The sequence below is a fragment of the Paracoccus sp. S3-43 genome (assembly GCF_029027965.1).
Classification (GTDB): domain Bacteria; phylum Pseudomonadota; class Alphaproteobacteria; order Rhodobacterales; family Rhodobacteraceae; genus Paracoccus.
Genome location: NZ_CP119082.1, coordinates 2,351,810 through 2,366,214, shown reverse-complemented (window position 1 = coordinate 2,366,214; position 14,405 = coordinate 2,351,810). Strand labels below are relative to the sequence as shown.

Below are 14,405 nucleotides of genomic sequence, written 5' to 3'. Positions count from 1 at the left end.
CCCGGTCTGTAACGGCCCGTCCGTCCGCGACGGTATCAGAAAGGGCCCGCCCGCTCAATCGGGCGCTGTGCGGCGCCTTCGCCTGCGGCGTCAAGGCGTTGCGTCTGTCAGGCGGGGCCGACCTCGTATCCGGCGCCGCGAATCGCCTGTGCCGCGCGGTCGGCGTCCAGCCCGTCCACCGCGACGGTCTTCTGCGCCAGATCGACCGTGGCGCGGCCGCCCGCCTCGGCGATGGCGGCTTCGATGGCGGCCTTGCAATGGCCGCAGGTCATGTCGGGAACGGTGAAGGTCATGGCAATCCTTTCGGGGGTTTGACAAGCTGGCGCCAGCATGGTCCTGCATGACGGCGACGGCAAGACGGGGGATGCGATGATCGAGGCCATCGGACTGGATGCCGACGACACCCTGTGGGAAAACGAGACGTTCTTCCGCGTGACCGAAGGCGAATTCGTGGCGCTGCTGGGCGATCATGCCGAAGGCGCCGACATCGCCAGCCGCCTGCTGGACGTGGAACGCGCGAACCTGGCCCGTTACGGCTTCGGCATCAAGGGCTTCATGCTGTCGATGGTCCAGACCGCCATCGAACTGACCGACGGGCGCATCGACGGGTGCGCCATCGGCCGGATCCTGGAACTGGGGCAAGAGATGCTGGCCCATCCGGTCGATCTGCTGCCGGGCGTTGCGCAGGCGCTGGACGCGCTGAACGGGCGGCGGCTGATCCTGATCACCAAGGGCGACCTGATCGACCAGGAACGCAAGATCGCCGCATCCGGGCTGGCAGACCGCTTCGAGGCCGTCGAGATCCTCGCCGACAAGTCCCCCGAGACCTATTCTCGCATCCTGTTTCGCGCCGGTGTCGCGCCCGACCGCTTCGTGATGGTCGGCAATTCGATGAAAAGCGACGTGCTGCCGGTCGTGACCTTGGGCGGGCACGGCGTCTTCATCCCCCATGACCTGACCTGGGCCGTCGAACAGGCCGAGGCGCCCGATCATCCCCGTGCGCACCGGCTGGAGACCATCGCCGATCTGCCCGCCCTGATCGACCGGCTGGAGTCCCGCCATGCATAACCTGCGCGCCGCCCTGCTGATGGTCCTGGCGATGGGCGCCTTCGCGGCCGAGGACGCGCTGCTGAAGGGCCTGTCGGGCGGCATCCCCACCGGGCAACTGCTGGCCATGCTGGGGTTTTCCGGCATGGTCGTGTTCGGCCTGTGGATCGCCCTTGGCGGCGAGGGGCTGCACCCGCGCATCCTGCTGCGCCCGCAGGTGGCGCTTCGCAACCTGTGCGAGGGGGTCTGCGCCATCACCTTCGTGACCGCGCTTGCCACGGGCGATCTGTCCATCGCCTCGGCCATCCTTCAGGCCCAGCCGCTGCTGATGACGCTGGGCGCGGCGCTGTTTCTGGGCGAACGGGTCGGCTGGCGCCGCTGGTGCTCCATCGCGGTGGGCTTCTGCGGGGTGCTGCTGATCGTGAAGCCGGGCACCGCGTCCTTCGAGATGAGCTCGATCTTCGCGGTGATCGCGGTGATGACGCTGGCTGTGCGCGACCTGATCACCCGGCGCCTGCCGCCCGAGGTGGGGTCGGGCCTGCTGTCCGCGGGGGCCTTCGGGTCGATGGGCATCGCCGGGCTGGTGCTGCTGGTCCTGGGCGGACAGTCGCCGGTCGTGCCCACGCCGGGGCAGGGCGCGCTGATGGTGACGACGCTGGGCTTCGGCATCCTCGGCTATATCACCATGGTCATCGCCACCCGCATCGCCGAGATCGCGGTCATCGCGCCGTTCCGCTATTCCCGGCTGCTGTTCGCGCTGATCCTGGCGGTGACGCTGTTCGGCGAACGCCCCGATGCCCTGACGCTGACGGGGGCCGCGCTGATCGCCGGGGCGGGCATCTATTCCATGTGGCGCGAAGCCCGGCGGCGGCAGGCGGTCCTGGCCGCCGCGCCCTGATCCAAACCCTCTTCCCGCGGGCGTTTCCCCCTTGTATAGCCCGGCCATGACCCAGCTTTCCCTGATCCGCAATTTCTCGATCGTGGCCCATATCGACCACGGCAAATCCACCCTGGCCGACCGGCTGATCCAGTTGACGGGCACCGTCGCCGAACGCGACATGAAGGCCCAGTTGCTGGACAGCATGGATATCGAGCGGGAACGCGGCATCACCATCAAGGCCAACACCGTCCGCATCAGCTATCCGGCGAAGGACGGCCAGACCTATGTGCTGAACCTGATCGACACGCCGGGCCATGTCGACTTCGCCTATGAGGTCAGCCGGTCGATGCGCGCCGTCGAGGGCTCGCTGCTGGTCGTCGATGCGTCCCAGGGGGTCGAGGCGCAGACGCTGGCCAATGTCTATCAGGCCATCGACGCGGGCCACGAGATCGTGCCGGTGCTGAACAAGATCGACCTGCCCGCCGCCGAACCCGAACGCGTCAAGGCCAACATCGAGGAGGTGATCGGCATCGACGCGTCCGACGCGATCCCGATTTCCGCCAAGACCGGCCTCGGCATCCCGGACGTGCTGGAGGCCATCGTCACCCGCCTGCCCGCGCCCAAGGGCGACCGCGACGCGCCGCTGACGGCGATGCTGGTCGACAGCTGGTATGACGCCTATCTGGGCGTCGTGGTGATGATCCGCGTCATGGACGGCATCATCCGCAAGGGCGACCGGGTGCGCATGATGCAGACCGGCGCCATCTACGGCATCGACAAGCTGGCCGTGCTGACCCCGCAGATGGTCGACATCCCCGAACTGGGACCGGGCGAGATCGGCGTCTTCACCGCCTCGATCAAGCAGGTCCGCGACACCCGCGTGGGCGATACCATCACCCATGAAAAGCGGGGCGCGGCCGCCGCCCTGCCCGGCTTCAAGCCCGCCCAGCCGGTGGTCTTCTGCGGGCTGTTCCCGGTCGACGCCAACGATTTCGAGGCCCTGCGCGACGCCATCGAGAAGCTGGCCCTGAACGATGCGTCCTTCAGCTATGAGATGGAAACCTCGGCCGCGCTCGGCTTCGGCTTCCGCTGCGGCTTCCTGGGGCTTTTGCACCTGGAGGTGATCCGCGACCGGCTGGAACGCGAATACGATCTGGACCTGATCACCACTGCGCCCTCGGTCGTCTTCAAGCTGCACATGCGCGACGGCGAGGTGCGCGACCTGCACAATCCCGCCGACATGCCCGACCTGACCCATGTCGATCATATCGAGGAGCCGCGCATCAAGGCGACGATCATGGTCCCCGATGAATATCTGGGCGACGTGCTGAAGCTGTGTCAGGACCGCCGCGGCATCCAGCTGGACCTGACCTATGCGGGCAACCGCGCCATGGTCGTCTATGACCTGCCGCTGGCCGAGGTGGTCTTCGACTTCTACGACCGGCTGAAATCGGTGACCAAGGGCTATGCCAGCTTCGATTACCAGATTTCGGAATACCGCGAGGATTTCCTGGTCAAGATGTCGATCCTGGTGAACGACGAGCCCGTGGACGCCCTGTCGATCATGGTCCACCGCGACCGCGCCGAGGCGCGCGGCCGGGTGATGGTGGAAAAGCTGAAGGAACTGATCCCCCGGCACATGTTCAAGATCCCGATCCAGGCGGCCATCGGCGCACGGGTGATCGCGCGCGAAACGCTGTCGGCGATGCGCAAGGACGTGACGGCCAAGTGCTATGGCGGGGATGCGACCCGCAAGAAGAAGCTGCTGGAGAAGCAGAAGGCCGGCAAGAAGAAGATGCGCCAGTTCGGGAAGGTGGAGATTCCGCAGACGGCGTTTATTCAGGCGTTGAAGATGGAGTGAGGGATGGAAATTTACGGTGTAGAGGACGTATTTGTTACTGAGGGGGTTCCCGAGCACACGTTTGTGCGCCCGCCAAACTATGGGGAAATTCTTGTCGACATACGTCGGCCAGGAAAGCCGGTTATTGTTGAGGGGCAGTCCGGGACTGGTAAGACCACCGCAGTCAAAAAAATTATTGCGGAGATTGACCCTGCTGGTGCAGCCGTTTTGCTTACGCCTAGAAATCCGAAAGATATTAGTAAGATTGAAGCAATATCGCTCGACAGCGGCAACAAAACTTTCATCATAGACGACTTTCATCGGCTTCCAGAAGTAGAAAAGGAGCGGCTCGCAAACATCGCTAAGGTTATCGCTGAAGCTGATGATAGAACTGAGTTTCCAAAGATAGTAATAATTGGAATAAACAATGTCGGCGCTGACTTGATTGAGTTGGTTCATGACATCGCAAAGCGGATAGGCATTCATCGAATCCAACCGGGATCGAGGGAAACAATTGCCGCCCTTGTAAACGCGGGGTGTCAAGCACTAAACATCCGCTTTGTTGATGCAGCGCAAATCTTTGAAGCAAGTCGAGGAGATTATTGGCTTGCTCAGCAGCTAGCCAAGACAGCTTGTGTTGCTGCCAATGTAACAGAGACTTCTTTGGATTTTAAGCCGATTGATCTCGATATGCCGAGCGTTCGACATCGAGTCGTTCAAGCACTTCAGCACACTTATGATGATGCAGTAAGGCAGTTTTGCCGAGGCGCAAAATTTAGGCCGACGAATGATCCATATTTTAAGTTATTGCGCTTGGTCGGCGAACAAGGAATATCCAGTGTCGATTTGAATGAGCTTGCAAACGCTCATCCTGATGTGCGAGGAAGTATTAATAACGTCAAGGATGTGCGGCTTCCTGCACTGCTAGCCTCAAAGCCAATTTGCGCTGAATTTTTCTACTATAATTCAAGAACAAAAAACTTTGCTATTGAAGATCCCGCTCTCTTTTTCTATATTCAAAATTTAGATTGGGATGATCTTAGAAGGCGAGCTGGTTTTCGCAATGGGGCAAACGACTACGAACACGATATAGCCATATCTTTTGCTGGAGAAAACCGTGCACTTGCCCAGTTTATATCTGAGCAACTTGGTGTTCTAGATATTGGTGTCTTCTACGACAGACACTACGAAGACAATTATCTTGGTGGGGCATGGCACGCCGTATTCTCCGAAAAGTTTGCGGCAAAATCTCGGCTGGTTGTGGCATTGCTTGATAAGAGGCATCTAGAGAAAATATGGCCAACTTTTGAGCGAGATTGCTTCCGACATCGTGTTGTAAACTCCGAGGTAATTCCTGTTCGCTTGGATGATAGCATATTCCCAGGCATTCCTAATGACATCAACTCGATCAGGTTCAATTTTAAAGGAGATGTTGATGCCCAACGGGACGAGATTATCGATGACATAGTGCTTCGAATAGCAGCACGTTTGGAAGTATGACGGCTCAGCAAGCGTAGGACGGGGTTCCACCCCACCGTTCCCACGCTTCCGCTACTAAACAGTGGGGTAAAACCCCACCCTACGCCTCACGATCCTCAACCGACACATGGCCCGTCACTGGGCCGTGGTGGGGTGAAACCCCACCCTACGGGGCGCAGAGGCGGCTTGCCCAATCCACCCGGCCTGCCGCCATGTCGCGGTGAAACGACGAATACGGCCAATCCTTGGGGCGGGCCACCAACCCATGCTTCACCGGATTGACCCAACAATACCGCATATGCGCGGCGCAATCGGCCTCATCCCGCAGATGATGCTCCCAAAACCGCCGCTGCCAAACGCCCGCGTCCCCCTCGCCACCTTGGACGCCGACCGTAGGGTGGGGTTCCACCCCGAACGGCCGTTCCGCCCGCGTCATCCTCACCGCCCCTCGCAGTGCCTCGACCTGATCCACCAACAGCCATCCCCACGCTGCGCCAGGGCAACGGTGAAGAACACCGGCACATCGGACAAACGGGCGCGGAGATAGCGCGGCATCCCCCATCATCGCAGGCAGAACTTAACAGGGGGTTGCCGGACGCGCCGTCACTTGCGCGGACCGATCCCCCACATCCGCAGCCAGGACTCGGCCCAGGCCTTCTGCCAGTCCCGCATCATCCGGGTCTGCGCCTTGCTCATCTCGGCCATCATCTGGCCCTTGGCCGCGCCGGTCGCGCTGTTGGCGGCGGACAGCCACGCGCTCATCCAGGGGTTCTTCATGGGTGTCTCCTGTGAAAGATCAGTCGAAAAACGGTAAGATCATCACCCGGCAGAAACTGCCCACCGCCATGCCGACCGGAATCGACCCATCGCGCGGCCCGCTGCCGAATTGCGACAGGCCCGCGCCCTCGGCCTGCCGCGCGGGATCCAGGGTGAAGAGGATCCCCTCGCCCGCCCGGCGCGGTCGAAGACGGCGGCGATGCGGTGGCGGGCCTCGGGGTCGGCCAGTTCGCTGTTTTCCGGCGTGACATTGGCGGGCAGCCTGGCCTCGCGCAGCAGCCATTCGGCCGGATCCTCATAGGCGGGCAGCACGTTGTCGCCGGAAACCCCCAGTTCGGCGGCCATGTCCCGCAACAGATCCTGCGCCTGCACGGGCGTCGCCGCCGCGCCGCCGCCGGTTTCGCGCGCGATCAGGTGAGGGTTCTGCCAGACCGGCTGGCCGTCGCGCCGCCAATACAGCGAGAAGGTCCAGCGGGGTAGCGTCTCGCCCGGATACCACTTGCCCTGGCCGTGATGCAGGAACCCGTTCGGCGCGAAGCGGTCGCGCAGCTTGCGGATCAGCACATCGGCGCGGCCGCGTTTCGTCGGGCCGACCGCATCGGTGTTCCATTCCGGGCTTTCGAAATCGTCGATGGACACGAAGGTCGGTTCCCCGCCCATGGTCAGGCGCACGTCGCCCTCGCGCAGGGCGGCGTCGACCTGATGGCCCAGGCGGTTCAGGTCGGCCCAGGCGTCGTCGCTGAAGGGCCTGGTGATGCGCGGATGTTCGGCCACGCGGCGGACCTGCATGTCGAAGGTGAAATCGACCTCGGCAAAGCTGGCGGCGCCGGAAATCGGCGCGCAACTGCGGTAATGGGGCGCGGCGGCCAGCGGGATATGGCTTTCCCCCGCCAGCAGGCCCGATGTCGGATCCAGCCCGATCCAGCCCGCGCCGGGCAGATAGACCTCGGCCCAGGCGTGCAGGTCGGTGAAGTCGTGAGCGGTGCCCGAGGGACCGTCAAGCGCCTGGAGATCCGGTTTCAACTGGATCAGGTATCCCGACACGAAGCGCGCGGCAAAGCCCAGCCGGCGCAGCGCGTTGACCAGCAGCCAGGTGGAATCGCGGCAGGATCCGCTGCGCAGGGCCAGCGTCTCCTCGGGCGTCTGGACGCCGGGTTCCATGCGGATGGTATAGGCGGTCTCGCCTGCGATGCGCGCGTTCAGCGCCACCACGAAATCGACGGTGCGGGTGCGGTCGCGCGGGACCGCGTCCAGCAGCGCGCGCAGCAACGGCCCGGCGGGTTCGACGGCGCGATAGGGGACCAGTTCCTCGGCCAGGTCGGGGGCATAGTCGAAGGGCCAGTGTTCGGCGCTGTCTTCCACGAAGAAGTCGAAGGGGTTGTAGACGGTCATGTCGGCTGTCAGATCGACCTCGATCTTCAATTCGCGGACGGGTTCGGGAAAGACGAAGCGGGCCAGCCAGTTGCCGAAGGGATCCTGCTGGTGGTTCACGAAATGGCCTTCGGGCGTGACCTTCAGCGAATGGGAGATCACGCGGGTGCGCGAATGCGGCGCGGGGCGCAGCCGGATCACCTGCGGGCCAAGGATCACCGGACGGTCGTATCGGTAATGCGTCAGGTGATAGATGCTGGCCTTGATCGACATGGGCGTCCCCGTGGTCTTTCCCGCAGCTTACACAATGCGGTCCGGGGCGCGAGGTCTTGCGGAACCGTTGCCTAAAATTCGCGCAGGGCGGCGGAGAGGCGGTCCCATTCCGCGTGATCGGCCGGGATGCCCAGCCGCAGGCGGCAGTCCGGCCAGGCGGGCCGATGCAGGCGGATCCGCGCGCGGGCCAGTTGGTCCTGCGCCGCCGCCGCATCGCCGCTGTCGTACAGGCGGAACAGATGCGTGCCGCCCGCCGGGCGCCATCCCGCCGCCACGGCCAGCCGGTCCAGGCGCAACGCGGCCTCGGCCAGATACAGGATCGTCTGGTCGGCCCAGCCCCGGTCGGCCAGGGCCTGGGCGCCAAGCGCCAGGGCCGTGCCATCGGGGGCCGTGCCACCGGGGGGCGTATCATCGGGGGGCGGGCGATCGGACAGGCGGTCCAGAAGGGCAGGGTGCGCCAGCACCAGGCCAAGCCCTCGCAGGCCCCAGAACGGAAACAGATCCCGCAGGATCAGCGCATTGGCGGGCAGGGCAGGGGCCAGCGACAGGTCGGGGCGCGGATCGGCAAGGCTTTCGTCCAGGACCAGATGGCCCACTTGGCGGGCCAGCCGGGACAGCGCCTCGGGCCGCCATTCCCGGCCATCGGCATCGTCCGGGTTCCTCACCACCGCCAGGTCGGCGCCCACCATGTCGCGGATCTCCGCGACCTGGGCCACCTGCCAGCCCGCCGCGCGCAGGCGCACCGCATCGCTGGCATCGCTGGCATCGCTGCCCGCCAGCACCGCCGCCCGGCCGGGCGGCAGGCGCAGGATCGCCGCGCGCGCATCCGCCACCGCAACGACCTGCGCGGGATCGCAGCCCAGCCAGTCCGCCGCGGCCCGCGCCAGCCGGCCCTGCGATCCGGCCGCGGGATTCGCGCCCCCCGGCCAGGGGCGGCGGTTGACCGCCCCGGACAGGTCGATCCAGCCCTGCGCGGCCGCCTTGTCGATATCCCCGCCGGGACCGTCTTGCATGGCCTTCGCCTGTCTTGGGGATCGGTTGGCGCTATTTAGCCAATCGGCATGTTTTCCGCAATCTTTCGGGAATTTTGCTTTACAGCGGGCAAAATCATGACCACGATATGCTGTAGGAACATCCGGGCAACCCCGCCCGGTCTTGTTTCACGCACAAGGGACAGCGGCATCGTATCGCGTCCCGTCCGAGGCAGGATACGAGATGGCGCAAACGGAAGCAGTGATTCCGACCGATGAGATTCATCCTATCGACATCGTCGAGGTGGTCGCCGCCCATCACGACTGGGATTTCGACCGCCTGGCCGACGACCAGATCGTCATGACGGTCCAGGGGCAGTGGCGCAGCTATACCCTGACGCTGGCCTGGTCCCCTCGGGAAGAGGTGCTGCGCCTGATCTGCACCTTCGACCTGGACCCGCCCGCCGACCGGCTGCCGCTGATCTATGAGACGCTGAACCTGGCCAATGATCAGGTCTGGGACGGCGGCTTCACCTTCTGGTCCAAGCAGCGGCTGATGGTCTGGCGCTATGGCCTGGTGCTGGGCGGCGACGCCGTGGCCTCGGCCGAGCAGGTGAACCAGATGATCGGCAGCGCGCTGCTGGGCTGCGAACGGTTCTATCCGTCCTTCCAGCTGGTTGCCTGGGGCAACAGCACCCCCGCCGCCGCACTGGACATCGCCCTGGGCGAGGCCTACGGACGGGCATAAGGGGCGCGGCCCCGCTGCAAGAGACAAGGGGGGGCCGGATGGGCGAGTTCGACGATATCAACAGGCGCGGGCTGGTGCTGGTCGGCTGCGGGCGGATGGGCGGCGCGATGCTGCGCGGCTGGCTGGCGCGCGGCCTGGAACCCGGCGCGGTCACGGTGATCGACCCCCGGCTGGCGCCCGAATGGCAGGACAAGGGGCTGCGGGTGAACGCCGCGCTGCCCGACCACCCGGCGGTGCTGGTGCTGGCCGTCAAGCCGCAGATGATGGCCGATGCCCTGGGCGGCGTGCCGCGCCTTGCCGATACGCTGGTGCTGTCGGTCGCGGCGGGCACCACCCTCGCCACCTTCGAAGCCGCCTTTCCCGGCGCGCCCATCGTCCGGGTGATGCCCAACACCCCTGCCGCCATCGGCCAGGGCATCAGCGCGATGATCGGCAACGGCCAGGCGATCCCGGCGCATCTGGATCTGGCCCAGACGCTGATGGCGGCCGTGGGCCGCGTCGTGCGCCTGGAGTCCGAGGACCAGATGGACGCCGTCACCGGCCTGTCGGGCAGCGGCCCGGCCTATGTCTTTCACCTGATCGAGGCGATGGCCCGCGCGGGCGAGGCGCAGGGCCTGCCCGCCGCGCTGTCGCTGGACCTGGCGCGCATGACCGTCGCCGGGGCGGGCGCGCTTGCCATCGACGCCGACGAGGATCCGGCGGTCTTGCGCGAAAACGTCACCTCGCCCGGCGGGACCACGGCCGCCGGGTTGCGGGTGCTGATGGACCCGGTTACCGGCCTGCCGCCGCTGATGGCGCGCACCATTGCTGCCGCCACCGAACGGGGGCGCGAACTGGGAAAGGCTTCACAATGACGATCGGCTTCGATGATTTCCTGAAGGTCGACATCCGCACCGCCACCATCACCCGCGCCGAGCCCTTCGCCGAGGCGAAGAAGCCCGCCTTCAAGCTGTGGCTGGACGTGGGCGAGCTGGGGGAACGCAAATCCTCGGCCCAGATCACCCGGCATTATGATCCGGAAAGGCTGGTCGGCAGGCAGGTTCTGTGCGTGGTGAACTTTCCGCCCCGCCAGATCGGCCCCGTCCGGTCCGAGGTTCTGGTCCTGGGCGTCCCCGACCCGGACGGAGAGGTCGTGCTGATCCGCCCCGACCTGAACGTGCCGAACGGCGGGCGGCTGTTCTGATGCGGCTGCTGGTCACGCGGCCCATGACCGACCGGGCCACCCAGGCGATCCGCGACCGCTTCGACGCCACCTTCCGCAACAATACTCCGCTGTCGGACTCTGAAGCCGCGCAGGCGCTGCGCGATTACGACGCGATCATCCCGACGCTGGGCGACGCCTTCACCGCCGCCGCCTTCGCGGGACGCCCGCGCTGCCGGATCCTGGCGAATTTCGGGGCGGGCTATAACCATATCGACGTGGCGGCCGCGGCGGCGGCGGGGGTCGTGGTCACCAACACGCCCGGCGTCGTGACCGACGCCACCGCCGACATCGCGCTGACGCTGATCCTGATGACCCTGCGCCGCGCCTCCGAGGGTGAGCGGATCCTGCGCGCCGGTCAGTGGCGGGGGTGGAACCCGACGCAGCTTCTGGGCGGCCAGGTCAGCGGGCGCACCGTCGGCATCGTCGGCATGGGCCGGATCGGCAAGGCCGTCGCCCGGCGCTGCCATTTCGGCTTCGGGATGCAGGTGGTGTTCTTCAACCGGTCCCCGGTCGCCGACCTGGATTTCCCGGCCCGCCGGATCGCCGACCTGGACGGGATGCTGGAACAGGCCGATGTGGCGGTCGTCGCCGTTCCGGGCGGCGCGGGAACCCGGCACCTGATCGGCGCCCGGCAGATGGCGGCGCTTGGGCCGCGGGGCTATCTGGTCAATATCGCGCGCGGCGACGTGGTGGACGAGGCCGCGCTGATCCAGGCGCTGAACGCGGGGCAGATCGCGGGCGCGGGGCTGGACGTCTATGAACGCGAGCCGCTGGTGCCGCAGGCGCTGCTGGATGCCCCGAACGCCACGCTGCTGCCCCATCTGGGCACCGCCACGGAGGACACGCGCACGGCCATGGGGCTGCGCGCCCTGGACAACCTGACGGCCTTTGCCGAAGGGCGCGACCCTCACGACCGGGTGAACTGAGGCAGGCGCGCGGGAACCCTGCGGCGGAGCCGGATGTTCATTCCCCAGATCACTCGCTTCGAAAGGAGACAGACATGAACTGGGATATCATCCAGGGGAAATGGAAACAGGTCAAAGGCTCGCTCAAGGAAAAATGGGGCGATCTGACCGACGACGACCTGGACCGGATCGACGGCAACAAGGACCAGTTGGCCGGCACGTTGCAGGAAAAATACGGCTGGACCAAGGACGAGGCCGAACGCAACATCGACGACCATTTCCGCGACCGCACTATCTGAGGCGGCGACGGGCCACGGCGGCCACGGGCCGAACGGGAAAGGGTGCCTTCCGGGCACCCTTTTTCTTTGGCTGGCGGCAGGCTACCAAGGCGGTGTTTGCCCGGATCGGGCCAGGATCGGGAGCGCCGCCATGATGTATTCCTATGTCATCCGCAACGGGCGCATCGTCCGGCAGGACAAGGACGCCCTCTTGGCCGAGGCGATCTGGATCGACCTGATCGCGCCCGGCAAGCAGGAAACCGCGCTGCTGCGCGAACTGGGCGTGGACGTTCCCACCCTGGCAGACATGGAAGAGATCGAGATCTCGAACCGCCTGTATCGAGAGGAGGGGATGGACTACATGACCGCCGTCCTGCCGGGGGAACGGGGCGACGGCGACCGCGTGACGATGCCGGTCAGCTTCATCCTGTCGCCGGGGCGGCTGGTCACGGTGCGGCACCATTCGCCGCGCCCCTTCCTGACCTATCCCGAACGCGGCGAACGATCGACGCTGGGCTGTTCGACCTCTCACCGCCTGTTCCTGGGCCTGGCCGAGGAGATCATCGCCCGGCTGGCCGACATCCTGGAAGGATCGGGCCGGCTGCTGGACGAGGCGACCATCTCGATCTTCGAGACCCGCAGCGCGCGCGGCCAGGGCGACCGGCTGCAAGCCGCGCTGCGCCAGGTGGGCCGCGAGGCCGAGGCCATGGCCCGCGTGCGGCTGTCGCTTCTGACCATCGAGCGGATGCTGGCCTTCTATATCGCGACCATCGACGAACAGCCCGAATCCGGGCGGCTGCGCCCGGTGGTCAAGGGCCAGTTGCGTGATGTCCAGGCGTTGGAGGTCCATGCCGATTTCCTGGGGTCTCGGGTCAGCCTGGCGGTGGATACGACGCTGGGCATGATCAACCTGGAACAGAACAACACCGTGCGTATCCTGTCGGTGGTGGCCGCGCTGTTCCTGCCGCCGACGCTGATCGCCAGCATCTATGGCATGAACTTCGAGATGATGCCGGAACTGGACGAGACCTGGGGCTATCCCATGGCGCTGTTGCTGATGGCGGGGACGGCGGTGGCGACCTGGCTGGTGCTGCGATGGAAGCGCTGGCTGTAGGGGCGGAAGCCCCGGCGGCGCAAAGGCCCTTGCCGCCCCAGCCCCAGCCGCCTATTGGTCGGTCCGTAAAGGGGGGAAACCCGATGCGTTCGTCCTTGTCCTATCTTCGTGGGCCATTCATCGCCACGGCGACGGGCGTCGTCCTGGCCGCCTGGCTGGGTTATCGCTTTACCGGCAGCGCCTCGGGCGCGGTGTCCTTCCTGATGATCGCGGTGGTGCTGGCGATCCTGGAAATCTCGCTGTCCTTCGACAACGCCATCGTCAATGCCAACAAGCTGAAGGAAATGGCCCCCGCCTGGCAGCGCCGCTTCCTGACCTGGGGGATCCTCATCGCGGTCTTCGGGATGCGGGTCATCTTTCCGCTGCTGATCGTGGTGATCGCCGCCGGGATCGGGCCCTGGGCCGCGATCAGGCTGGCCGCCACCAACCCCCAGGAATATTCCCGCCTGATCAAAGAGGCGCATCTGCCCATCGCGGCCTTCGGCGGCGCCTTCCTGATGCTGGTCGCGCTGACCTTCTTCTTCGACCAGTCCAAGGAGGTCGACTGGATCGGCAAGGTCGAACGCGCGCTGCGCGCCTGCGGATCGGTGCGCGGGATGGAGGTGGGCTTCGTGCTGGTCATCATCCTGGTCTTCGTCTGGCTGCTGCCGGTGCGCGACGAACACCTGTTCATGTTCAGCGCCATGTGGGGGATCGTGACCTTCCTGGCGGTGGACGCGCTCGGCCATGTGCTGGACCGCTGGGGCGAGGCGCAAGAGCGGTCCCACAGCACCGCCCAGGCGGGGCTGGGCGGGTTCCTGTATCTGGAAGTTCTGGACGCGTCCTTCAGCTTTGACGGCGTGATCGGCGCCTTCGCCCTGACTCAGAACCTGTTCCTGATCGCCATCGGCCTGGGCATCGGGGCGATGTATGTGCGGTCGATGACGGTGATGCTGGTCGAACGCGGCACGCTGGCCGAATTCCGTTACCTGGAACACGGCGCCTTCTGGTCGATCCTGATCCTGTCGATCATCATGTTCGGCCAGACCATGTGGCATCTGCCCGAGGTCGTGACCGGAATGCTGGGCGCGGTCTTCATCGGGGCGGCCTTCGTCAATTCGGTGATGTGGAACCGCCGCCACAAGCGTGGGGCGCATCGCTGAGGTCAAAGCCGGGGGTTTCACACCCCCGGACCCCCGTGGGATATTTGTGCCAAGATGAAGGGGCGCCGTCCTACATCTGGTCGATCAGGTCCAGCATGTCGGGCGGGATCTGCTGTTCGCGCAGGGTGAAGCTGCGGGTCCGGCGATCCTCGGTTACGGTGATCCGATAGGTCAGCCGGTCGGCGCAGTCGCCGCAGGGCTGGCTGGCCAGGCGGGCGAGTTCGTCAGGCTCGAACGCGTGGCACAGTTCCTGGCGCATCTGTTCGGGCTGGTCCGCCACGTCGATGGTCTTGTGCAGGTTGGCGGCGGCGATGCCGCCAAAGCCGCCCTGCGCCGCGATTTCGATGATCATGGCCGGATTCCCCGCTGATGCGGG

16 protein-coding genes are annotated in these 14,405 nt (G+C 65.5%); 11 read left to right on the top strand and 5 right to left on the bottom strand.

The genetic code is table 11. The features are described 5' to 3' along the window. Nucleotides 1-107 precede the first annotated feature (107 nt). The gene (locus PXD02_RS12330; protein WP_275104160.1) at nucleotides 108-293 is read right to left on the bottom strand and encodes a heavy-metal-associated domain-containing protein; all 186 of its coding nucleotides are present in this window, start codon (nucleotides 291-293) and stop codon (nucleotides 108-110) included. A gap of 37 nt (nucleotides 294-330) precedes the next feature. Here PXD02_RS12330 and PXD02_RS12325 point away from each other — a divergent pair, with 37 nt between their 5' ends. Genes PXD02_RS12325 through PXD02_RS12310 form a run of 4 tightly spaced genes read left to right on the top strand, consistent with a single transcriptional unit; the run spans nucleotide 331 to nucleotide 5,267 of the window. Next, entirely contained in the window at nucleotides 331-1,068 is a 738-nt protein-coding gene (locus tag PXD02_RS12325) for an HAD family hydrolase (protein WP_275104159.1), read from the top strand. After that, nucleotides 1,061-1,945, top strand: a complete 885-nt coding sequence (locus PXD02_RS12320) for a DMT family transporter (RefSeq protein ID WP_275104158.1) — start codon at nucleotides 1,061-1,063, stop codon at nucleotides 1,943-1,945. The genes PXD02_RS12325 and PXD02_RS12320 overlap by 8 nt, the downstream gene beginning before the upstream one ends. 46 nt (nucleotides 1,946-1,991) lie before the next feature. Continuing rightward, nucleotides 1,992-3,788, top strand: a complete 1,797-nt coding sequence (lepA, locus tag PXD02_RS12315; protein ID WP_275104157.1) for a translation elongation factor 4 — start codon at nucleotides 1,992-1,994, stop codon at nucleotides 3,786-3,788. A gap of 3 nt (nucleotides 3,789-3,791) precedes the next feature. Next, a complete protein-coding gene (locus PXD02_RS12310) occupies nucleotides 3,792-5,267 on the top strand; it encodes a TIR domain-containing protein (RefSeq protein WP_275104156.1) in 1,476 nt (491 codons plus the stop codon). Between the two features lie 582 nt (nucleotides 5,268-5,849). On the opposite strand, the gene PXD02_RS12305 is transcribed toward PXD02_RS12310, so the two are convergent. The 3 genes from PXD02_RS12305 to PXD02_RS12295 all read right to left on the bottom strand — a co-directional run bounded on the left by PXD02_RS12305 (nucleotide 5,850) and on the right by PXD02_RS12295 (nucleotide 8,680). Beyond that, nucleotides 5,850-6,023 (bottom strand): hypothetical protein, encoded by a 174-nt coding sequence (locus PXD02_RS12305; protein WP_275104155.1) that lies wholly within the window; start codon nucleotides 6,021-6,023, stop codon nucleotides 5,850-5,852. 42 nt (nucleotides 6,024-6,065) lie between these two features. Further along, entirely contained in the window at nucleotides 6,066-7,667 is a 1,602-nt protein-coding gene (locus PXD02_RS12300) for a transglutaminase family protein (protein WP_473092022.1), read from the bottom strand. A gap of 71 nt (nucleotides 7,668-7,738) precedes the next feature. Further along, the gene (locus tag PXD02_RS12295) at nucleotides 7,739-8,680 is read right to left on the bottom strand and encodes a threonine-phosphate decarboxylase (protein WP_275104154.1); all 942 of its coding nucleotides are present in this window, start codon (nucleotides 8,678-8,680) and stop codon (nucleotides 7,739-7,741) included. A gap of 202 nt (nucleotides 8,681-8,882) precedes the next feature. Here PXD02_RS12295 and PXD02_RS12290 point away from each other — a divergent pair, with 202 nt between their 5' ends. The 7 genes from PXD02_RS12290 to PXD02_RS12260 all read left to right on the top strand — a co-directional run bounded on the left by PXD02_RS12290 (nucleotide 8,883) and on the right by PXD02_RS12260 (nucleotide 14,029). Then, nucleotides 8,883-9,386: a type III secretion system chaperone family protein gene (locus PXD02_RS12290; protein ID WP_275104153.1), complete on the top strand. Its 504-nt coding sequence runs from the start codon at nucleotides 8,883-8,885 to the stop codon at nucleotides 9,384-9,386. A gap of 38 nt (nucleotides 9,387-9,424) precedes the next feature. Continuing rightward, the gene (gene proC, locus PXD02_RS12285; RefSeq protein WP_275104152.1) at nucleotides 9,425-10,240 is read left to right on the top strand and encodes a pyrroline-5-carboxylate reductase; all 816 of its coding nucleotides are present in this window, start codon (nucleotides 9,425-9,427) and stop codon (nucleotides 10,238-10,240) included. Continuing rightward, entirely contained in the window at nucleotides 10,237-10,569 is a 333-nt protein-coding gene (locus PXD02_RS12280) for a tRNA-binding protein (RefSeq protein ID WP_275104151.1), read from the top strand. Before proC ends, PXD02_RS12280 begins: the two co-directional genes overlap by 4 nt. Then, nucleotides 10,569-11,516, top strand: a complete 948-nt coding sequence (locus PXD02_RS12275) for a 2-hydroxyacid dehydrogenase (protein ID WP_275104150.1) — start codon at nucleotides 10,569-10,571, stop codon at nucleotides 11,514-11,516. The genes PXD02_RS12280 and PXD02_RS12275 overlap by 1 nt, the downstream gene beginning before the upstream one ends. A gap of 74 nt (nucleotides 11,517-11,590) precedes the next feature. Beyond that, nucleotides 11,591-11,794 (top strand): CsbD family protein, encoded by a 204-nt coding sequence (locus PXD02_RS12270; RefSeq protein ID WP_275104149.1) that lies wholly within the window; start codon nucleotides 11,591-11,593, stop codon nucleotides 11,792-11,794. Nucleotides 11,795-11,924: 130 nt separating this feature from the next. Beyond that, entirely contained in the window at nucleotides 11,925-12,887 is a 963-nt protein-coding gene (locus tag PXD02_RS12265) for a magnesium transporter CorA family protein (RefSeq protein WP_275104148.1), read from the top strand. An 83-nt stretch (nucleotides 12,888-12,970) separates the two neighbouring features. Then, complete coding sequence (locus PXD02_RS12260; RefSeq protein ID WP_275104147.1) at nucleotides 12,971-14,029, top strand: DUF475 domain-containing protein; 1,059 nt, start codon at nucleotides 12,971-12,973, stop codon at nucleotides 14,027-14,029. A gap of 70 nt (nucleotides 14,030-14,099) precedes the next feature. On the opposite strand, the gene PXD02_RS12255 is transcribed toward PXD02_RS12260, so the two are convergent. After that, on the bottom strand, nucleotides 14,100-14,381 hold the full coding sequence (locus tag PXD02_RS12255) for a protealysin inhibitor emfourin (RefSeq protein ID WP_275104146.1): 282 nt from the start codon (nucleotides 14,379-14,381) through the stop codon (nucleotides 14,100-14,102). Nucleotides 14,382-14,405 lie beyond the last annotated feature (24 nt).